This is a genomic window from Pengzhenrongella frigida (genome assembly GCF_004168625.1).
GTDB classification, from domain to species: Bacteria; Actinomycetota; Actinomycetes; order Actinomycetales; family Cellulomonadaceae; genus Pengzhenrongella; species Pengzhenrongella frigida.
On record NZ_SDWW01000008.1, the window covers coordinates 14,979 to 36,019 of the forward strand.

16 protein-coding genes are annotated in these 21,041 nt (G+C 72.2%); 11 read left to right on the forward strand and 5 right to left on the reverse strand.

The genetic code is table 11. The annotated features are described in order from the left end of the window. Positions 1 to 102 precede the first annotated feature (102 nt). The 4 genes from EUA98_RS04775 to EUA98_RS04790 are packed head-to-tail and all read right to left on the reverse strand — an operon-like array spanning position 103 to position 5,329. Positions 103 to 1,452: an alpha/beta fold hydrolase gene (locus tag EUA98_RS04775; RefSeq protein WP_130101533.1), complete on the reverse strand. Its 1,350-nt coding sequence runs from the start codon at positions 1,450 to 1,452 to the stop codon at positions 103 to 105. Positions 1,453 to 1,473: 21 nt separating this feature from the next. Then, positions 1,474 to 2,973, reverse strand: a complete 1,500-nt coding sequence (locus EUA98_RS04780; RefSeq protein ID WP_130101534.1) for a S8 family peptidase — start codon at positions 2,971 to 2,973, stop codon at positions 1,474 to 1,476. 16 nt (positions 2,974 to 2,989) lie between these two features. Then, positions 2,990 to 4,189 carry a S8 family peptidase gene (locus EUA98_RS04785; RefSeq protein WP_130101535.1) on the reverse strand — a complete coding sequence of 400 codons (1,200 nt, stop codon included), beginning with the start codon at positions 4,187 to 4,189 and terminating at the stop codon, positions 2,990 to 2,992. A 6-nt stretch (positions 4,190 to 4,195) separates the two neighbouring features. Further along, the gene (locus tag EUA98_RS04790) at positions 4,196 to 5,329 is read right to left on the reverse strand and encodes a hypothetical protein (protein WP_130101536.1); all 1,134 of its coding nucleotides are present in this window, start codon (positions 5,327 to 5,329) and stop codon (positions 4,196 to 4,198) included. Between the two features lie 329 nt (positions 5,330 to 5,658). On the opposite strand from EUA98_RS04790, the gene EUA98_RS04795 reads away from it, so the two are divergent. The 8 genes from EUA98_RS04795 (at position 5,659) to EUA98_RS04830 (ending at position 14,652) form a co-directional block, all read left to right on the forward strand. Next, on the forward strand, positions 5,659 to 8,385 hold the full coding sequence (locus EUA98_RS04795) for an FG-GAP-like repeat-containing protein (protein ID WP_130101537.1): 2,727 nt from the start codon (positions 5,659 to 5,661) through the stop codon (positions 8,383 to 8,385). A gap of 39 nt (positions 8,386 to 8,424) precedes the next feature. Continuing rightward, positions 8,425 to 9,021 (forward strand): hypothetical protein, encoded by a 597-nt coding sequence (locus tag EUA98_RS04800; protein ID WP_130101538.1) that lies wholly within the window; start codon positions 8,425 to 8,427, stop codon positions 9,019 to 9,021. A 3-nt stretch (positions 9,022 to 9,024) separates the two neighbouring features. Continuing rightward, positions 9,025 to 10,224, forward strand: coding sequence for a ComEC/Rec2 family competence protein (locus tag EUA98_RS04805; RefSeq protein WP_130101539.1), 1,200 nt, complete (start codon positions 9,025 to 9,027; stop codon positions 10,222 to 10,224). A gap of 34 nt (positions 10,225 to 10,258) precedes the next feature. Continuing rightward, complete coding sequence (locus tag EUA98_RS04810) at positions 10,259 to 10,639, forward strand: ArsR/SmtB family transcription factor (protein WP_242511286.1); 381 nt, start codon at positions 10,259 to 10,261, stop codon at positions 10,637 to 10,639. Then, positions 10,636 to 11,376, forward strand: coding sequence for a cation diffusion facilitator family transporter (locus EUA98_RS04815; RefSeq protein WP_130101541.1), 741 nt, complete (start codon positions 10,636 to 10,638; stop codon positions 11,374 to 11,376). Before EUA98_RS04810 ends, EUA98_RS04815 begins: the two co-directional genes overlap by 4 nt. Next, positions 11,376 to 12,317: a cation diffusion facilitator family transporter gene (locus EUA98_RS04820; protein WP_130101542.1), complete on the forward strand. Its 942-nt coding sequence runs from the start codon at positions 11,376 to 11,378 to the stop codon at positions 12,315 to 12,317. Before EUA98_RS04815 ends, EUA98_RS04820 begins: the two co-directional genes overlap by 1 nt. A gap of 77 nt (positions 12,318 to 12,394) precedes the next feature. Continuing rightward, on the forward strand, positions 12,395 to 13,450 hold the full coding sequence (locus tag EUA98_RS04825; RefSeq protein ID WP_130101543.1) for an ABC transporter ATP-binding protein: 1,056 nt from the start codon (positions 12,395 to 12,397) through the stop codon (positions 13,448 to 13,450). Beyond that, positions 13,447 to 14,652 carry an ABC transporter permease gene (locus tag EUA98_RS04830; protein WP_130101544.1) on the forward strand — a complete coding sequence of 402 codons (1,206 nt, stop codon included), beginning with the start codon at positions 13,447 to 13,449 and terminating at the stop codon, positions 14,650 to 14,652. The genes EUA98_RS04825 and EUA98_RS04830 overlap by 4 nt, the downstream gene beginning before the upstream one ends. A gap of 3 nt (positions 14,653 to 14,655) precedes the next feature. Here the strand turns inward: EUA98_RS04830 and EUA98_RS04835 are convergent, their stop codons facing one another. After that, positions 14,656 to 15,231 carry an NUDIX domain-containing protein gene (locus EUA98_RS04835; RefSeq protein WP_130101545.1) on the reverse strand — a complete coding sequence of 192 codons (576 nt, stop codon included), beginning with the start codon at positions 15,229 to 15,231 and terminating at the stop codon, positions 14,656 to 14,658. 173 nt (positions 15,232 to 15,404) lie between these two features. Between EUA98_RS04835 and EUA98_RS04840 the strand changes: the two genes are divergently transcribed. From EUA98_RS04840 to EUA98_RS04850, 3 genes are read left to right on the forward strand one after another with little or no spacing between them, the layout of a single operon-like run. Next, on the forward strand, positions 15,405 to 16,922 hold the full coding sequence (locus tag EUA98_RS04840; RefSeq protein WP_130101546.1) for a DUF3375 family protein: 1,518 nt from the start codon (positions 15,405 to 15,407) through the stop codon (positions 16,920 to 16,922). Beyond that, a complete protein-coding gene (locus EUA98_RS04845; RefSeq protein WP_130101547.1) occupies positions 16,919 to 17,626 on the forward strand; it encodes a DUF4194 domain-containing protein in 708 nt (235 codons plus the stop codon). Before EUA98_RS04840 ends, EUA98_RS04845 begins: the two co-directional genes overlap by 4 nt. After that, the gene (locus EUA98_RS04850; protein WP_130101548.1) at positions 17,626 to 20,997 is read left to right on the forward strand and encodes an ATP-binding protein; all 3,372 of its coding nucleotides are present in this window, start codon (positions 17,626 to 17,628) and stop codon (positions 20,995 to 20,997) included. The genes EUA98_RS04845 and EUA98_RS04850 overlap by 1 nt, the downstream gene beginning before the upstream one ends. Positions 20,998 to 21,041 lie beyond the last annotated feature (44 nt).

Sequence of the window (21,041 nt, forward strand, 5' to 3'; positions counted from 1 at the left end):
CACTTCTCACTCTCGATCGTTGCCTCAAGCAACCATACGACCGCTTTGTTGCCATAGGCAACCATCCGGTCACCGGAGTGACGCACGCCACCGAGCGTCAGCTCACGCGATGGCCACCGAGGACAGGATCGCGTGCGCGACCTCCCGGCCGGTCACAGCGCTGTGGTCGGCGATGAAGGTGTCGGCCCGGAGGTTGTACACCCGGCCCGGGGCGAAGGCGTACCGGCCCCCGATGGGCAGCAGCGCCAGCTGCTCGACCTCCGGGGTCAGCTGTGCCCCGTTCGCGCCGATGCCACCGAACCGGCTGCGCGGACCGCCCACCTCGGCGCCGACCTGGTTCGCGATCCTGGAGGCGATGGCGTACGCGATGCCCACCGCCCGGTCGTTGCGGGTGTGGGTGATGACCAGGGGCCCGGTGAGGCGCCCCTCGGTCAGGACCTTCCGGAAGGCGCCGTCGACGTGCGGCTCCCAGTCCTGGGCGAAGCCGTACTGGGAGAACGCGGCCTGCAGCAGCACGAGGGAGTCGACGTGCGCGACGCCGTCGTCCGAGGCCGCGGCCGCGGTCACGAGCCGGCCGCCGAAGCTGTGCCCGACGAGGTGGACCCGCAGCGGCGGGGTCACGACCTCCCGCAGCAACGGCGCCAGCCCACGCCCGCCGACCAGCCCGGCACGAGCCTTCATCTGGTAGTAGGTCGCGAAGTTCAGCAGCCGCTCGGCCGCCTTGACCATGCCCCCGAGCCCGAACCCCGCCCCGGCCCCACCGTCGAGCCCTGTGCCGGCATCCCCGCCGACGGCGGGGAGGTCGAGCACCGCCGCTCCGCCGCCACCCCCTTCTCCCACCGGGGGGAGAAGGGTCGGGTCGTCGAGCGTCGGGTCGTCCAGCTGGGCGAACAGCTGGTCGGCGTCGAGGTCGAGGAAGACCCGGGAGGCGTCCTCGTCCTCGCCGGCGTCGCCCGGGACGGCCGACCGGATCAGCTCCGCGAAGCGTCGTCGCGCCGCGGCGGAGTCCTCCAGGGATCCCGTGAGCGACCGCGCCTCGGCCAGCATCGCCTCGCCGTCCGCGGCGTCGAAGGCGTCGCGCAGGTCGTCGATCCGGCGTTCCAGGTGCTCGCGCGGGTCCGTCCCGAAGGACGCGGCACCCCCCGGGATCAGGTCCGTCTCGGCAAACTTCTTCGACGGCCAGAGGACCCCGACGAGCCCGAGCCGCCGGTTCCCGACCAGCGGGCCGTCCCCGCCGTCCTGCAGGGCGCGCAACGACCCGGCCAACGTGCGATACAGGACCCGAGCCTCGTCCATGTCGTTGTTCCAGCCGTGCGCGAGGACCACCAGGTCGGTCACGGCGTTCTCGGCCACCATCCGCTGCACGCCGATCCGGTCGCCCGGGTCGACGAGCCGCGCCGCCTTGTCGAACCGGACCTCGCTGTACGGGTAGCCCGCGAGCTCACTGGCCATGTCATCTCCTTTCGACCGCTGTCAGACCGACTGGATGGTGCGCATGAGGTCGACCAGGCCGGCGCCCTGGAACTCGCGGGTCCGGCCCAGGTCGGTGGCTGCGCTGGTGAACCGGTGCTTGATCTCCTCGGGGCGGCCGATGAACTCCTGGCGGACGGAGAGGAAGGCGGCGATCACCCCCGAGACGTGGGGCGCCGCCATGCTGGTCCCGCTGTTCTCGATGAAGTCGACCTCCACCCCCGCGCTCGCCGCGCGGTCGCGGAACGACCCCGTCGCGGCCGAGAGGATCTTCTCCCCCGGTGCGACGAGGTCCGGCTTGGCCCGCCCGTCACCGGTCGGCCCCTTGGACGAGAAGTAGGAGACCCCGTAGACGTGCGGCATGTCCCGATGGGTCGAGCCCACGGTGATCGCGAGCTCGGCATTGCCCGGGTCGTTGATCGTCAGGGGTCGCCCCGCGGCGATCTGCTGCTGCTTGCCACGGTCGAGCGCGTAGGCGTAGCCGGTGTTTCCCGCCGCGACCACCACCACGACCCCGGACCGGACCAGCCGGTTGACCTCGACGCACAGCGGGCTCTGCCCGCAGGCGAACCACTCGGGGTCGAACTCGTACCCGACGCTGAGGTTGACCCCGTGGATCTTCAGCGATCGGCCGTAGTTGTTCACCTGCTCGATCCGGTCCAGGGCGGCCAGGATGGCACTGGAGCTGCCGTTCCCGCGGTTGTCCAGGACCTTGTAGCTGACGAGCTTGCACTCGGGCGCCATCCCGAAGAGCTCGAACAGCGGCAGCGGCGTGTACCCGGCCTCGCCGTGGTCGTTGAGTGCGCGCCCGACGGCGTTCAGCGGGGTGTCGGCCTTCGCCGACCGGACGTGACCCGCGATGATCCCGGCCACGTGCGTGCCGTGACCGTAGGGGTCGGTCGTCGCCACGCCCTGCCCCGTGAAGTCCACATGCTCGAGCGGCGCCGGCAGGACGAGGTTGTGGTGCTCCTGGAAGTGGATGTGGTCGGCATCCACCCCGGAGTCCAGCACCGCCCAGACGATGTCCCGTCCCGCCGCGGCGAAGGACGCGCGCGCCGCGTCCGCCTTGACGGTGGCGTTCGAACGATTGATCAGGGCGTGCACCTCGAAGTCCGGCCAGACGTGGAAGATCGCGCGCTCCCGCTTCGTCGCGGCCGCGGCGTCGAGCGCCACCAGGCGCTGGATGACCGCCAGCTCCAGAGCCGTGACGATGTACTGGCCGCCGGGCCGGGCCGGGCTGCGTCCCTGCTCGATCCCGGCGGTACCCACCTCGGCCACCGCCTGCTCGATCAGCTCCCTGACCCGGGCGGCTGCCCCGTCGCGGCCCGCGACGAAGTCGAAGTTCAGGTCGATGACGACGGCGACCACCTGCGGCTCGGTCGGAGCGCCGCCGACGCCCCGCTCGGCGCTCACCTGATCCAAGAGCGGACCGGCGATCACCGAGCGGTCGAGTCGCCGCTGCAGGCGCTCGTGCTCTTCGAAGGCGTCGGACGGCGCAACCATGACCTCTCCCCGCCCGCTACGGGGCCCGGACCAGGCCGACGCCGCGGTCGGCGACGTCGACCCCCGGTGCCAGCGCGGTGATGTCGGCGTTCGCGAGCAGCCGAGCCGTCACCGTCTGGGCGTTGACCGGCAACGAGGACGCGGCGACGTCCTCCCACCAGAGCGCGGCGACCCCGGCGACGTGCGGCGTCGCCATGGACGTGCCGTTGAAGCTCACCAGGCCGCCGCCCGCCTTGGCCGAGATGACCCCGACGCCCGGGGCGCTGATCTGCGGGAACGTGTTGGAGAACGGGGCGATGGACAGCCCGTTCGCCCCCTGGCCCAGCGCACCGATCGACACGACGCCCTCCGCTGCCGCCGGGAGCGACACCCCGATCTCGAAGTCCGGGTTGATCTGCCGCTTGCTCTCGTTGCCCGCCGCGGCGATCACGAGCGTCCCCTTGGTGAACGGTGCGTTGCTGCGGATCAGCTGCATCAAGGCGTCGAACATCCGCAGGTTGGCGCGGTACGCCTCGAGGGCCTCCGACGTGGCGAGCTCGACCGGCCACCCCTGCCCCACCAGTGCCTTGACCAGCCCGGGGAAGTCGAAGCCGAGCGACATGGAGATCACCTGGGCGCCCTCCTGGACCGCCCACTGGATCCCGTGGAAGAGCATCTCGGAGTCCCCGCTGCCGTCGTTCCCGAGGACCTTGCCGATCAGGGCGGTGGTCACCCCGGGCGCGACGCCGATCCGGGTCCCCTCGACGTCCCGTCCGAAGATCGTGCCGGCGCAGTGGGTGCCGTGCCCCTGCACGTCACCGGTGCCTGAGCCGGAGAAGTCCGCCTCCTTCAGGGTGACGCCCGCGAACGCGGGGTGGGACGCGTCGATGCCGGTGTCGAGCACCGCGACCGTGACCCCCGCCCCGGTACGGGTCGACAGGTCGGCGCCGACCGCGCTGACACCCCAGGTGCTGCCCGCAGCTGCGGTCGCGCTGACGACGGCCCCGGCCTCGCTGTCCGAGACGGGGCGGATGAGGTCGGTCGGGATCGCCGCGGCGATCGCCTTGACCTCGGGGTCGCGGGCCAGGTCGCGCACCTCACGCTTGGTGAGGTCGGCCGTCTCGACACGGGGTTCACTCGGTATGTCACCGTGATCCAGTGCGGCGGCACCGCCGCCGAAGGGCTCCTGCAGCACGGTGAAGCTCTTGTCCCGCAGGACGATGTACTTGCGATCCATCTCTCCTCACTCCTTCACTGGTGGGACCTTCACTGGTGGGATTGCACTGCTCCGGCCCCTGCTTCGTCGGGGTAGGGAGTCGCTGTCGAGTCCGGCGCCCGGCTCTCCGGCCTCGCGGCGCGGCGGCGCCGGAGACGGGCCGGGCTCGGGCTTGGTCGGGACCGCCTCGAGGATGCGCTGGGCCCGCTCGTCGATGAGCCGGGTCGCGATCTGCTGCGCGTACCCGAACACCAGCGCATACGCGAGGATCTGCCGCTGGGTGTCGAGCTCCGACAGGCCCGGCACGAAGCCACCACCGAGGAGCAGGATGCCGGCGACCGCGGTCAACGAGCCGGACGGCACCTTCAGCATCGCGAGGGCCACCGGCACGTCGTACGGCAACGACGTGCCGCGCAGGTGGCGGATGGAGAAGGCGGCCGCGAGCGCGCCGCCGAGCAGCCCCAGCCCGGCGATGATGAAGACGTCCGCGCTCGTGGGTCCGTCTTGGCCGCTCGGGCAGACCTGCACGGCATCACCGGTCGTCGGGTCGGGCAGCGTCGAGCCCGGGGTGAAGCAGAACGGCAGCCCGTCCGGCCGGATGGAGACAGCCACGCACAGCCCCACCATGAGGACGGCGATCAGCGCGGCACTCGTGTACAGCACGTTGCGGAAGTCCCGAACCCGCACGTAGGCCTGGTCGGCCGCTCCGTAGATGAGAGCGAGCAGGTTGCGCAGGTAGGCCCGCCGGGCGTCCGGTTCGAGGTCGGGCAACGACTCCAGCGCCACCCACCGTGGATCATCCCGCGCGAGCACCTCAGCCGCGCGCGCCATCAGCTGAGGGACCATCGCGTCGACCTCGGCGTCGGGCAGCACGTCCAGGAGGAGGATCTCGGCCGCGTGCAGGCTCTGGTAGGCCTGCCCGACCGAGGTGCCCCGCCACGAGTCCTTCAACCCGCGCCGACGACGGTCCCGGGTCGTGACCGATCGGCTCCGGTCGATGAGCTTCATGATGGCGTCGGTGGTCACGGTCGTCTTGGCATCGGGCGGCCGGACGGCGAGGGCCTGGTTCAGCTGGCTCTCGATGCTGTCGGCCTTGACCGAAGCGTCGACCGCCCACTGCTCTGCCCAGAGTTGCTTGGAGAGTCCGTTCTTTCCCGCCATGGTGCACGCACCCGCTCTCCTGAACTGACCGCGGACGCGACGTGCTCGTCGACGGCGACCTCAAGTAATTCGAAGCATGGTCGCGGTCTACCTGCGCTGTCAACGGATCATTTCCAGGGCGTTGCGAACCCTTGACACCGCCGGAGCCGCCCTCGCTAGATTCGAAGTCCAGCAATGTCGAAGTCCAGCAATGTCGAGGCGCAATCGAGGCACACGGGCCACCTTCGGGGGCACCAGTGTTCGGCCCGAGTGCGTGGGCGCCACCGTCGGCCCTGCGGCCGAATGTCCATCGAAGGTAGAACCCGACAGCGACAGAGGTGCGACACGTCATGACGAATGAAACCGCTCCTTTCGGCTCAGACTCGGCCGGAGCAGGCCAACCCGAACTGATCACCATCCTCAAGCCCGACGCCGACATCCGGGCCACCCACGAGGGCCTCATCTCGCCCCGGGTCGACACCGCGTCGCTGCAGGCCGTCCTCGATGCGCACGATGCCGTCGCCCAGCCGCTCTTCGGCCTCAGCGAGGAGCGCCTGCGCGCCCAGCTCGACGAGCTCGGGGCGCTCGTCGTCCCGGCGGCGTCCGCGGAGTCGCCGGAAACCGCCGAGCCAGGCGAGCGGCCGCAGGAGCTCGCGGTCCCCGATCTCGCGCAGTACTACCGGGTCACCGCACCGGCTGACCGGCTCGAGGAGCTCGCCGCGGACCTGCGGGCCCAGGACCTCGTCGAGGCCGCCTACGTCAAGCCCGCCGCCAGCCCGCCGCAGGACCTCAGGTCGCGGGAGCGGATGGCTTCGATCAACGACATGCAGCCGGACGCCGCCGACGCGCCGCCGGCCACCCCGATCTTCACCGACCGGCAGATCTACCTCAACGCCGCCCCCGCCGGGGTCGACGCCAAGCTCGCCTGGGTCGTGCCGGGCGGCAGCGGGCAGGGTGTCCGCATCATCGACTGCGAGTGGGGGTGGCGGTTCACCCACGAGGACCTGCTCAACAACCAGGGCGGGGTCGTGGCGGGGACGGCGAGCACGGACACCAACCACGGCACGGCGGTGCTGGGCGTCATCAGCGCCGACCGCAACGCCGCCGGAGCCACCGGCATCGCGCCCGACGCCGTCGTCAGCGCGTCCTCGTTCCGGGACCAGTCCAGCTCGGTCGCCATCAAGGCCGCGGCGGACAAGCTCAAGGCCGGCGACATCATCCTGCTCGAGATCCACCGCCCGGGGCCGAACGCACCCACTCCCCTGCAGGGCCAGCTCGGGTTCATCGCGATCGAGTGGTGGCCGGACGACTTCGCCGCCATCAGGTACGCGGTGGCCAAGGGCATCGTCGTGGTCGAGGCGGCCGGCAACGGGTCGCAGAATCTCGACGCCGCGATCTACAGCACCGCCCCTGCCGGCTTCCCCGCAGGCTGGACGAACCCGTTCAACCCTGCCAACCCGTCCTCGGGCGCCGTGCTGGTCGGCGCCGGCGCGCCGCCTCCCGGCACCCACGGCCGGGATCACGGGCCGGACCGCTCGCGTCTGGGCTTCTCGAACTACGGCGCGCGGGTCGACGCGCAGGGGTGGGGCCGTGAGGTCACGACCACCGGGTACGGCGACCTGCAGGGTGGTGGCAATGCCGACCTCTGGTACACGGACACGTTCTCCGGCACGTCGAGCGCGTCCCCGATCGTCGTCGGGGCCCTGGCCAGCGTCCAGGGCGTGCTGCGGGCCCGCGGTCGGCGTCGGCTGAGCTCGCCCGACGCCCGCCGGCTGGTGCGCTCCAGCGGCTCGCCCCAGCAGGACGCCCCCGGCATGCCGGCAAGCCAGCGGATCGGGATGCGTCCCAACCTGCGCGCCCTGATCCCGCAGGCGGCACGGTTTGCCGCTCGGAGCGGGGACTTCGACGGCGACGGGCGCGCCGAGATCCTCGTCAGCAGCCCGTGGGGGGTGGGGCTGCTGCAGCAGTCCGGCGCCACGATGACGGCGCCGACGATGGCACCCAACGGCACCCGGTTCGGCGGCTGGCTGCTCAACACCGCCGACAACCTGCTCGGCCCCGTGGCCGACTTCGACGGCGACGGGCGCGCCGAGGTCCTCGTGTGCAGCCCGTGGGGCCTGGGCATCTGGGAGAAGGCGGGAGCGTCGATGGGGGCGCCGATGATGGCGCCCAACGGCACCCGGTTCGGCGGCTGGCTGCTCAACACCGCCGACAACAGCTTCGGCCCGGCGGCTGACTTCGACGGCGACGGACGCGCCGAGGTGCTCGTCACCAGTCCGTGGGGCGTGGGGATCCTGGAGCAGGCCGGATCGACGATGGCGGCGCCGATGATGGCCCCGAACGGCACCCGGTTCGGCGGCTGGCTGCTCAACACCGCCGACAACGCGTTCGGCCCGGTCGGCGACTTCGACGGCGACGGCAAGGTCGAGATCCTGGTGAGCAGCCCGTGGGGCGTGGGCGTGCTGCGCCAGAACGGGAGCACCTTCGACGTCGTGATGATGGCCCCGAACGGCACCCGGTTCGGCGGCTGGCTGCTCAACACCGCCGACAACTCGTTCGGCCCGGTCGGCGACTTCGACGGCGACGGGCGCGCCGAGATCCTGGTGACCAGCCCCTGGGGGGTGGGCGTCCTCAAGCTGGCAGGCAACACCTTCGCCGCTCCGATGATGGCGCCGAACGGCACCCGGTTCGGCGGCTGGCTGCTCAACACCGCCGACAACGAGTTCGCCCTCGCGCGGGACCTCGACGGCGACCGGCGGGCCGAGCTGCTGGTCACCAGCCCGTGGGGCGTGGGCATCCTCAAGCAGAACGGGGCCACCCTGACCGCGCCGATGATGGCGCCCAACGGCACCCGGTTCGGCGGCTGGCTGCTCAACACCGCCGACAACCGGCTCGGCAGCGCCCGGGACTACGACGCCGACGGGCGCGCCGAGATCCTGGTCACCAGCCCGTGGGGCGTGGGCATCCTCAAGCAGAACGGAGCCACCCTGACCGCGCCGATGATGGCGCCCAACGGCACCCGGTTCGGCGGCTGGCTGCTCAACACCGCCGACAACGACTTCGGTCACGGGGTCTGATCCGGCGGGCCGACGAGGCAGGCAGTGAGCGGAGGTCCGATGGAGGTCCCCGGTCCGGCCGTGGTGCCCGAGGGGGTCGGGTGGGAGCCCGAGTCCCTGGGTGCGACCGCGGCCGGGCCGCGGGACCTCGATCCGGGCTGGCGCTACGTCCTGGTCGAGGAGATCGTCGGCGAGACCGCGGTCCTGGTCAGCTGGCCGTGGCCGTCGGCCGATCTGCACGGTCGCCTGTTCTGGCCGGCCGACCTCGACGAGGCCGGGCTGGAGGCGGCCGTACCGGTCGCGCTGCTCCGCTCGCAGCTGTACTCGGCGAACGGACTGCTCCGCGCGCCGCGCTGCGGCGACACCTTCGCCGCCCGGGTCGACGGCGCGCTCGACTGGGGCACCGAGCAGCCGGTCGCGGATCTGCGCCGGTTGTTCCCGGGCGCCGTCTTCGACATCTCCGCCGATGCGCATGCGGCCGTCCGGCTCACGCACAAGGCATCGACGGCGCCCGTCCAGCACGGACCGCCCGGCGGCGAGGCCGGCTCCCCCGGCGCCGGCGCGGGCGCGACCGCGAGCGCGAGCGTGCGGCGGTCCGCCGAGCCGGCGCCCCTGCTGGAGCTCGGACCGCCGTCTCCGTTCGAGAGCGAGGGGTGACTGATGGTCGCCGTCGCGCCCGTCGAGGAGTCCACCCTCGAGCCACCGGGACCGGGTCGTGGCACGTTCGTCGACGCCGTCGACGCCGACCCACAGGCGCTGCTCTACTTCCTGCTCAACGTCGGGGACGGCGACACCCAGCTGCTGGTGCTGCCTCCGAACAGCAACGACTCCCACCGGCGGGTGGTCGTCGTCGACGTGGCGACCCGCGCGAAGCTGCCCGCCCTGCTGGAGGCGCTCGCCGCGACGGGGATCCTCACCGAACCGCCCGGCTCACCGGGGCAGATCCAGCTGCTCGTCGCGAGCCATCCGCACCGGGACCACATCGGCGGGTTCGACGACCTGCTCGATCGCTACAACGGGCCCAGCGGCTGCATCGACCAGTTCTGGGAGCCCGGGTTCTCGTTTCCGAACCCGTCGTTCTACAACCTGATGCGGCGCCTGGACACGAGTCCGTGGATCCGTCGGCTGCAGCCCACCGGCGGTACGGCGATGTACCTCGACTCGGTCAAGGTCACCGTCCTCGGCCCCGGCGTCGGGCTGCGCACCCGGTTCGACACGCACGGGGTCGGGGTCAACGACGCCTCGCTGACGATCATGATCGACTACCCGGGCACCAGCATCGTCGCCGAACCCGACCCGGACCATCCCGGGCGGATCAACCGCCGGGCCACGACCCAACGCAGCCGGCGGCTCCTGCTGGGCGGCGACGCACAGTTCACGTCCTGGGCGCAGACCACCATCGACTTTCCCGACCTCGTCCAGGAGTTCAACCCTGACCTGGCGCGCGAGCTTCGAGCGGCCCGTGGCCGCGACTACCTCGCCGCCGACGTCCTCAAGGTCTCCCACCACGCCTCCAAGCACGGCGTCACGCTCGAGCTGCTCGAACGGGTCGGTGCGAGGTACGCCCTGGTGTCCGCCGTCGCGGGCGGCGGCAAGTACAACTTTCCGCACGCCCTCACGATGGACGCGGCCAGGGAGGCCCGGACGGCGACCGCGACCAGCGGCGCCGCGTTCGCCAGCGACCACGAGCTCGGCATCCATGTCACCGGCGCGGTGCTGGCCGGCGCGCCCGGCCGACCGGCCGGCAGCATCGGGCTCCTGATCCCGGCGCGTGCCCAGGCTCCCCTGCGCATGTTTCGATTCCTGGACGCACCCAAGGAGGCCATCACCCTCGCCGCGGCCCGCGAGGTCCGCCGCTGAGCCCGTCTGCGTCCGATATCATCGCCCCATGACGATGCGAACCGCGACCAGGGCGACCGCCCGACCGACCTCAGACGTCGACGAGGTGACCGGGCTGTCCGCCGCGGCGTGCATGTTCCGCAGCCTCGGTGATCCGGCCCGGTTGGCGATCCTGCGCCATCTGGCCCTCGGCGAGCACAACGTCAAGGACCTGACCGCCCATCTCGGACTGGCGCAGTCCACGGTCTCCGCCCACCTGGCGTGCCTGCGGGACTGCGCGCTCGTGACCTTCCGCGCGCAGGGCCGGGCGACCATGTGGTCGCTCGCGGCGGGCCCCGAGCTCCTCGCCGTCCTCGCCGCCGCCGAACAACTCCTGGCTGCGACCGGCAGCGCGGTCACGCTGTGCCCGACCTACGGCGATGCGACCAACCGATGAGCACCCAGACTCCGCACGCCTCGCCGCGACTGTCGGCGGCCGAGCGGGCTCGGTTGGGCCGCCGCGCGCAGCTGCTCGCCGGGGTGAGCGTCACGTACAACGTGCTCGAGGCCATCGTCGCGATCACCGCCGGACTGGTCGCCGGTTCGGTGGCCCTGGTCGGGTTCGGTCTCGACTCGGTGGTCGAGGTCTCCAGCGGCCTGATCGTCCTGTGGCAGTTCCGTCATCCCCTGCCGGAGAGCCGGGAGCGCCGCGCACTTCGCCTGATGGCCTGGTCGTTCTTCGCCCTGGCCGCCTATGTGACCGCCGAGTCCGTGCGGGCGCTGCTCGGCGCGACCGTGCCGGAGCCGTCAACGGTCGGCATCGCCCTGGCGGCCGCATCGCTGCTCGTGATGCCGTTCCTGTCGTGGGCGCAGCGCCGCACCGGCAGATCCCTCGGCTCGGGCGCGGTGGTGGCTGACTCCACCCAGACTCTGCTGTGCACCTACCTGTCGGGGGTGCTCCTCGTCGGCCTGGTGCTGAACGCGACCCTGGGCTGGAGCTGGGCCGACCCCGTCGCGGGGCTGATCATCGCCGGTGTCGCCGTGCGGGAGGGGCTCGAAGCCTGGCGCGGAGAGTCCTGCGGCTGCGGTCCCGGCGGGTCGAGCGCGGCGGGTCCTGACGGCTGCGAGTGCGAGGCGGGCTGCACCGACGCGTGCTGCACCTCGTCAGACGCCACCGCCGAGCAGGAGGCCTGATGGGCGCGGGCCACGGTCACGGCCCGAGTCACGGCCAGGCCCACCCGCACGGTCCCGCCGACGGGCATGTCGGGGCGCGCTACCGCCGGCGGCTGACGGCGGTCTTCGCCCTCACGGCGGGCTTCTTCTTGGTCGAGCTCGTGGCCGGCCTGGTGTCGGGCTCCCTCGCGCTGATCTCCGACGCCGGGCACATGGCGGCCGACGTCGTCGCGATCGGCGCGAGCCTGGTCGCCACCCGGGTCGCGAGCCGCATCGACCGGTCCGGGCGGCGCACCTACGGCTCCTACCGGGCCGAGGTCTTCGCCTCGGGACTGACCGTCCTGATCATGCTCGGCGTCGGTGTCTACGTCCTCGTCGAAGCCCTCGGCCGGATCGGCGACGCGCCGCCGGTCGCCTCGACGGCGATGCTGGTCGTCGGTGCGACCGGGCTCGCCGTCAACCTCGTCGCCGTGCTGCTGCTGCGCACCGGCTCGCGGGAGAGCCTGAATGTCCGCGGCGCCTACTTCGAGGTGGTCGCCGACGCCGCCGGCTCGGTCGGGGTCCTCATCGCGGGGGCGCTCATCGCGCTCACCGGCAACCCGGGCTGGGACATCGCCGTCGCGCTCCTCATCGCCGTGTTCGTCCTGGTGCGCGCGGTCACCCTCGGCCGCCAGGTGGTGACGGTCCTCGCCCAGCACGCCCCGACCGGCGTCGACCCCGACGAGATCGCGCTCTCCCTGGCCGCCATCCCGGGCGTCGCCCAGGTGCACGACCTGCACCTGTGGGCCCTGACCTCGGGGATGAACGTCGCCACCGCACACCTGGTGGCACGGGCCCAGGCCGACCACCACGACGTCCTGGACGACGCCCGCGACCTCCTGCGCGACCGGTACGGCATCGCCCACGCCACCCTGCAGGTCGAACCCGCCGACCACCACGGCTGCCAGGACCTCACCTGGTAGACGCGTCCGCACGGCGATTTGCCGCGAATGTCAAGGCAGGCTTGACGATCTCGGTTCGTCAAGACATAGTTGACGGTATGCCGAGCCTTCGAGTCGACCCGCCCGCACCCGATCGCCGGCCAGCAGCCGCGACCCTGCTCGAGATCGGGCACCTGTCGAAGAGGTACGGCGCCGTGCGCGCACTGCACGACCTCACGTTCGAGGTGCGGTCCGGCGAGATCTTCGGCTTCGTCGGGTCCAACGGGGCGGGCAAGACCACGGCCATGCGGATCATGCTCGGGGTGCTCGCCGCGGATTCCGGGACCGTGCGGTGGAACGGCGCCGAGCTCGACCTCGACAGCCGCCGTCGGTTCGGGTACATGCCCGAGGAGCGGGGGCTGTACCCGAAGATGAAGGTCGGCGAGCAGCTGCGCTTCCTCGCCGGGCTGCACGGCATGAGCCCGGCCGACGCCGCCGACGCCGTCGAGCGCTGGACCGACCGGCTCGGGGTGGGCGACCGCCGCAACGACAACGTCGAGAGCCTCTCCCTGGGCAACCAGCAGCGCGTCCAGCTGGCCGCCGCCCTGGTGCACGACCCCGCCGTGCTCGTGCTCGACGAGCCGTTCTCCGGGCTGGACCCGGTGGCGGTCGACATCATGAGCGACGTCCTGCGCGAACGGGCGGACGCCGGCGTGCCCGTCATCTTCTCCTCCCACCAGCTCGACCTGGTCGAGCGCCTGTGCGATCGCGTCGGCATCATCCGGGCCGGGCGCATGCAGGCGCTGGGCACGATCGATGAGCTGCGCACGACCGACCGCCTGCAGTGGCTCCTCGAGGTCGAGGCGGATCCCGGCGCGGTCCTGACCGCCGTGCACGCCGTTCCTGGTGTGCAGGCGCACGCGCTGGACGAGCGCCCCGGCGCGGTCCTGGTCGAGCTGGCCGCTGCCGGACCCGGAGCAGGCGCCGCCGGCGCCGAGCAGGACGTGCTGCGAGCCGCCCTCGCGGTCGGTGCGGTGCGCAGCTTCGGCCCCGTGCGACCGACCCTGGCCGACCTGTTCCGCGAGATCGTCTCGGGCGACGAAGCCCCGGACGCCGTGCACAGCCCAGACGGCTCGTCCGGTTCACGACGTACGACGGCGGAGGCCGCAGCATGAGCGGGACCCGTGTGGTCTGGATGGTCTCCCAACGGGAGTTCAAGACCCGCATGCTCACGAAGGCCAACATCATCTCGTTGGTCGTGATGGTCGTCGTCATCGCGATCGGCGCGGCAGTGGGCAGCTACTTCCTCGACCGTGACACCGAGGAGCCGGTCAGGCACGTCGCCCTCGCGCGGGAGGTCGCCGAGCTACGACCCGCGCTCGAGGCCGCCGCGACCGCCGGCGCGCTCGACCTGGAGATCACCACGATGACTGCCGACGACGCGACGGCGACGCTCGACGGCGACGACACCACCCTGGACGCGTTCCTCGACGGCGAGAGCGCCGCCCCGCGGATGCTCGTCGCGACCGAGCCGGACACCGCGGTGCTGGCCGTCGTCAGCCAGGCGGTCCGCGACCATGCCACCGCCGAGCAGATCGGCGACCTCGGCGGTGACCCGACCTCCTTCGCGGCGGCCATCGCCCAGGCCGTGCCCCACCTCGAAGCGGTCCACGAGCCCGAGGACAGCACGTTCGACGATGCCGCCTTCGGCGTATCGATGGCCATGATCTCGATCCTGTTCGGGGCCCTGGTCGGCTCCGGATCGATGATCGCGATGGGAGTCGTGGAGGAGAAGACCTCACGCGTGGTCGAGATCCTGCTGTCCACCATCCGGCCGAGCCAGCTGCTCGCCGGCAAGGTGCTCGGCATCGGCGCCTACGGGCTCTTCCAGGTGCTCGTGCTCGGCGGGTCCCTTGCCGTCGCCGCCCTCACCCTCGGGGTGGACGCCCTCGAGATCGACGTCAGCATCGGCTCGGCGCTGGTCTGGCTGGTCGTGTGGTTCCTGGTCGGCTACGCCATCTTCGCCGTGCTCTTCGGCGGTTTCGCCGCCCTCGTGTCCCGTCAGGAGGACATCGGCTCGGTCACCACCCCGCTGCTGTTCGTGCTGTTCGTCCCGTTCTACACGACGATGTTCCTCGTCCCGCACGACCCGGATGGCACCGCCGTTCGGGTCCTGTCCCAGATCCCGGTCTTCGCGCCGTTCATGATGCCCGTGCGCGGTGCCTTCGGCGCCCTCGAACCCTGGGAGATGCCGCTCTCGCTGGCCATCGCCGCGCTGACCCTGCCCGGTCTGGTGTGGCTGGCCGCGCGGGTCTATCAGCGCGGGGTGCTGCACACCGGTAGCCGGATGAAGCTCCGCGAGGCCCTCCGCTCCTGAGGCTCAGCGCGAGCGTGAGCGCTGCGCGGCCAGCTCATCGAGGATCGTGCCCAGCCGGACGGGGAAGTCCGCCGGGACGTCCGCGGGCAGCCGGTCCACGGCGAACCAGGCGACCGCTTCGCTCTCGTCGCTCGCGACGGGCACGGCAGCCGCCTCGGCGAACGCCACGAAGCCGATGTCCCAGTGCACCCGGCACGCGCCGAAGCGGTTGCTCAACGCGTGGCGGTGCAGGTCGACGGGCGCGGCTCCGAACGGGCGGAGGTCGGCGATCCCGCCCTCCTCCCTCGCCTCCCGGAAGGCCGCGGCCGCGACCGACCGGTCCCCGGGCTCCACGTGACCGCCCAGCTGGACCCAGAACTGGCCCTTGCGGTGGAAGCACAGCAGCACCTGGGACAGGTCCTCGGTCAGCACGAAGCAGCTCCCGGTCAGGTGCTCGGGGCCACCGTCCCGGTCCAGCGCCGCTCCCTGCCCCGCGCGCACGAAGACCTCGAACTCGCCCTTGAGCCGCGTCTGGGCGGGTGCCACCGGCGACCACCCCGCAAGCCGCTCGAGGATCTCGCGTACCGCCGACTCCTGCATGCGGCCGAACCATACGGGCAGCTGCGCCGGGGGCGAGCGGCCGCCCGTGCACCTGGGCCGGGCCCTGCCGGTGCACGGATCGGGCGCCGGCAGATCAGGGCGGTAAAGTTGAGCCCTCGTGGTCGAGGGCAGCCCCCTACGGCACCCCCCAGACCTCCGATCGGACCCCACCCTTGGCGCAGCACCAGACTCGGGCGCTCTCGCGCCTGGCGGGTTTCGAGCGCGCGTCGGCGCGGCCGGAGATGACCCTGCTCCGGGCGCACAACCTCGAGTGGATCATGAGCATCCTGGCCGAGCACCTCGCCCACGGCCCCGTCGAGGTCTCGCGGTTCCACGAGATCGTCGACCTCGAGATCCAGGACATGCGCTCCGCGACCGCGGGCCCGGCCGAGACCGCTCGCACGGGCCGCGAGTACTGCAACGAGTGGGTGACGCGGCAGTGGATCAACCGTGCGCTCGTCGAGCGGGTGGAGCAGTACACCCTGACCGCGTCCACGTTGGACGTCCTCGCCTTCACCGACCGGCTCGTGGACCACCGCTCGACGGTCTCGGAGTCGCGCCTGAAGCAGATCCTCGACTCGGTCTCCCGCCTGGCCGGCGACGCGAACCCGGACCCCCGCGCGCGCATCGAGCGGATCGACGCGCAGATCGCGGCCCTGCAGTCCCAGCGCGACCTGCAGCTCAGCGGCACGGCCGCCCTGCCGTCCGGCTCGGCCCTGCACGAGCAGCTCAACAACATCATGGATCTGTCCCGGCACCTGCCCGCGGACTTCAAGCGGGTCTCCGACAGCGTGTACGAGATGCACCGGCGGTTCGTCGGTGACGCCCAGGAGGGACCCGTGAGCCGGGGCGAGGCGCTGCGCTCGTTCTTCGCCGAGCACGACCTGCTCGAGACCAGCGACGAGGGCAAGGCCTTCCGCGGGCTGATGCGGCTGTGGGGAAACCACCGTGAGCAGACCGCCCTGCGCCGGGACATCGACGACCTGCTGCGCCAGGACTTCGCGGCCGGGCTGACGGTCGAGCAGCGCCGCGCCCTGCGCGCCCTTCCCCGGGTGCTGGTCGACTGCGCCGAGGAGGTCCAGGAGACCTACCGCCGGCTCACCCAGTCGCTCGAGCGCTACGTCCAGAGCCAGAACAGCTCCGATCGGGACCTGCGCTCGCGCCTGGGCCGCGCGCAGGCGGCGGCGCACGCGCTGTTCGACCGGCGCACGCACCGCAGCAGCGTCGACCTCCAGATCGGCGCCACCATGGCGCGGGTGCGGTCGATCTCCCAGCTCCAGCTGATCGACCCCCGGCTGCACGAGAGCCCGGCGGCGCTGGAGCCGGACCGGCTGGCGCTCGTCGGCGCCCTCACGCCGGTGCAGATGCGCGAGCTCGGCGGACCCGCGCTGGAGGAGATCCGGCTCGGTGTCGAGCTCGCCGCCGGCCAGAGCGAGTCCGGGCGCCCCACCTTGCGCGAGGTGTGGCTCGCCCTGAGCCCCGAGCTGCGCCGCCCGAAGAACGTCGTCGGCCTCCTGCACGTCGCCGTCGAGCAGGGCGCCGTCTTCATCGAGCCCGTGACCGAGCGGCTCGAGACGCTCCGCCCGGACGGCTCGACGATGGTCCACACCGTCCCCGCGGCGGTCTTTCCCGACCGTCGCGAGGCCACCCCTGGGGTGCCCCCCGCCGAGAAACCCGAGGTCCGCCCGTGAGCCCGACCGAGATCGAGATCGAGATGACCGAACCGAGCTCGCCGTCGGCGACCGGATCGACGAAGGCCGCCGACGGCGCCCGCGACGTCCTCTTCGAGGGGGACGAGGGGCTGCTGCCCGCGGAGGTCCGCAACACGCTGGCGCGGCTGCTCTCGACCCGCTTCGTGGACGGCGTCCGCAACCCGGCGTGGTGGGCCCGGGTGCAGCGGCACGAGGACATCTTGCGGTCGCGGCTCAACGACGTCTACCTCGAGCTGGTGCTGGATCGGCGGCACGAGGTCGCCTTCACCCAGCAGGTCGAGCTGGGCGAGGACGTGCCCGTCCTGCTCCGCAAGGACAAGCCGCTGTCGCTGCCGGCGGCGATCCTCCTGCTCCACCTGCGCCAGGAGTACGACCGGGGTGCGGTCGAGGGGCGTGACGTCGTGGTGGACCACGCCGACCTCCTGGATCACCTCGAGGTCTGGAAGAACGTCGACGACCAGAACCCGGCGACGTTCCGCAAACGGTGCGAGGCGGCCATCACCACGGTCCGCGAGAAGGGGATCCTCGTGCTGCTCACCGCCGAGCGCTACCGCATCTCCGGGGTCATCCACGCCCTGCTCACGGCGGAGAAGGTCGACGCGATGACCGCCGCGTTCGAGGAGATGGCCGAGAACGGCGCCGAACCGGCCGCGCGGGCCGCAGACCCCAGGGAGGACGACTGATGGACCGGACGATGGAGGGCTTCGACCCCGCGCTCGCCCAGTTCCGGCTGGTGCGGATCCAGCTGGTCAACTGGGGGCCGTTCCACGGCTACCACTCGATCGAGATCCACCGCGACGGCACCCTGGTGACCGGACCGTCGGGCTCGGGCAAGTCCACCCTGCTGGACGCGATCTCGTGCGTGCTGATGGATCGCTCGGTGACCTTCAACGCCGCCGCGCACGACGACGGCGTGGGCAGCAAGGAGCGCACGTTCTACTCCTACGTCCGCGGCAAGAGCGGCGCCCGCCGGGACGCCAGCCGCGGCAGCAAGGCGATCTACCTGCGTGAGGGCGCGACCTGGAGCGGCGTCGCCCTCACCTGGGAGAACAAGGCCTCGGCGTCGGTCACGGGCTGCCGGGCGATGCAGATGTCCCGGGCGGCGACCGGCGACGGCGAGATCACCCACTCGCTGCTCGTCACCGAGCAGCCCTTCGACCTGCGCGCCCTCGAGACCGCGGCCACCCAGCACCTGCGCCAGGACGCCGTCCGCCGGGCGGTGCCGCACGCGTCGACGTTCGGCAACGAGTACGGGCGGTACATCGCCCGGCTCTCGACCCTGATCGGCATCCGCGGGCAGGACGGCGACAGCGCCAAGGCCATCCGCCTGCTGCACAAGGCCCAGTCGAGCAAGGGCGTGCACAACATCGACGAGACGTTCAAGCGGTTCGTGCTGGACGACTCGGTGGTGCTGGAGCGCAAGGACACGGCCGTCGAGCAGTTCCAGAGCCTGCGCAACGGCTACGACGACATGACCCGGGCCCGCGACCAGATCGGCGCGCTCGGCGACCTCCCCCAGCTGTGGGACACCTACCTGGCGGCCGGCGGGTCCGGTGTCGAGCTGCGCGGGCTGATCGAGACCGACGAGCAGGTCACCCCGGTCGAGGCCTACGTCCTGCGCCTGCACAAGGATCTGCTGGCGGTCCGCGCCGCGCAGGAGCACGCCGAGCGTGGTCGGCAGAAGGCGCTGCACGCCACCGCGACGGCGGACTACGGACGGCTGGTGACCCAGCTCAAACAGCTCGAGCTGCGCCGCGACGAGCAGGGGGGCGCGACCCTCGATCGGCTCGACGCCGAACGCACCGCGCTGTCGGCCGAGCATGACCGAACCGCCGAGCGGGCGACGAGCACGGCAGCCGCGTGCTCGCTGCTCGGCGTGACCCCACCCGGCAGCCCCCAGGCCCTCGCCGCCCTCCTCGGGCAGCGGCCGGCCGGCCCGAACGCGGACGATCCGTCGCTGCGCACCGCCCTGCACGCCAGCATCGCCACGCACAGCGAGACCGGCCGCCTGCTGGCCACCCGGCGCAGCGAGCTGCTCTCGTTCGCCTCCCGGCGCTCGAACATCCCCGTGCGCGCGCTCGAGCTGCGACGCCGGATCCTCGAGGGGACCGGCCTGTCCGAGGCGGACCTGCCGTTCGTCGGCGAGCTCATCGACGTGGCCCGCGGCGAGGACGAGTGGCGCCGGGCCGCCGAACGGCTGCTCGGCGGGTTCGGCCTCGGGCTCCTGGTGGCCCGCGGGTCGTACCCCCGGGTCGCGGAGTTCGTCGACACCCATGACCTCAAGGGCCGGGTGCGGTACACCCCGGTGGACACCGGGACCGCGCCCACGACGGCGCCTGCCGCCGCCGGGACGATGGCCGCCAAGATCGACGTCGCCGAGTCCCCCTTCGCTCCCTGGGTCGGGAACCAGCTGGTCCACCGCTTCTCGCACCAGTGCGTGCGGGAGGCCGGCGAGCTCGCCCGCCTCGCCCAGGCGGTCACGCTCAACGGCCAGGTCAAGCACCGCAGCGGCACCCACGAGAAGGACGACCGGGACGACTCCCGCCGGGACCGGGTCATCGGGTTCGACAATGCCGCGACGGTGGGCGAGCTCGAGCGGGAGATCTCCGCGCTGGAGCTGCGCCTCGCCGATCACGACGTCGCGGTCACGACGGCCGACGCGGCCCGCGACCTGGCCGCCCGGCGCCACGACGCCTGGGCCCGGCTCGCGGCGATCACGTGGGCCGAGATCGACGTCGCCGCCGCCGCAGCGCGGCTGACCAAGGTCGAGGCCGAACGGGAGCGGGTCGCGACCGGCGACGGGCTCGCGGGCATCGCGGACCAGCTCGCCTCGCTGACCGAGGCGCGCGACGAGGCGAACCACGTGGCCCGCACCGCCCTGGCCGCGAGCGGGGAGGCCGAGAAGCGGTGGTCCGCGCGGACGACCGAGGAGGACGCCGTGACCACCCGCCTCGACGCGGCGCCGGAGCTGAGCGTCGACGAGACGCGACTGCTCGACGAGATCGCCCCGGGCTGCAACCCCCACCCGACGGTCGAGACGATCAGCGCGCTGCGCAAGGCCATGGTCCAGGCGGTCGAAGCGCGGCTGGCGACCGTCCGGCTCGCCGAGACCAACGCACGCGGCAAGATCCAGCTGATCCTGGCGGACTTTCTGCACCGCTGGCCCGACGAGGCCGGCGAGCTCTCGCCCGAGGTCGACTCGGCGCCGGAGTACCTCGACCGGCTGAAGTACCTGCGGGAGGACGACCTCCCCGGGGCGCTCGACGCCTGGCGTCGGTTGATGCACCGGATCAACCAGATGGGTCTGTCCTCGCTGATCCAGACCCTGCGCGACGAGCGGCACATGATCGACGACCGCATCACGCCCGTGAACGACGTGCTGCGCCACGTCCCGTTCGGGCACGACGGCTATCTGCAGATCTCGACCTCCGACGTCGAGCCACCGGCGTCCCGGGCCTTCAAGGCCGAGATCGACGCGATCCTGGAGAACACCCTCGGGCAGGACCTCGACGACCAAGGGCTCGAGGAGCGGTTCCGCCGGATCCAGCGGCTCATGACCCGGCTCGACGGCACCGAGCCGGCGGACCGGGAGTGGCAGCGCGACGTCCTCGACGTCAAGCGGCACGTGCGCATCGCCGCCGAGGAGCACCGGCGCGGCGAGACCTCGGCGCGCGTCTACGAGGGTGTCGGGGCGACCTCCGGTGGCGAGGGGCAGGAGCTCATCGCCGCGACGTTGGGCGCCGCGCTGCGCTACCAGCTCGGCGGCATCGAGGAGGTCCCGATCTTCGGGTCCGTCACGGTCGACGAGGGTTTCGTGAAGTCCGACCCCGACGTCACCCGCCGGGCGATCCGGGCGCTGCAGTCGTTCGGGTTCCAGCTGCTGATCGCAGCCCCGCTGGACAAGTACCAGTCGATGGAGCGCGAGTTCGGCTCGGCCTACCTGATCGAGTCGGACCCGAACCTCGGCCGCGCCCAGGCCAAGGGGTTCGCCATCGGGTTCGGCCCCGACCGCCCGGGGCACGAGCCGGCGGTGCGGACCACGGACCTGCCGTGACGCCCGATCCCGCCCCCGGCCGTCCCGGGTGGCGGGCGGCGGTT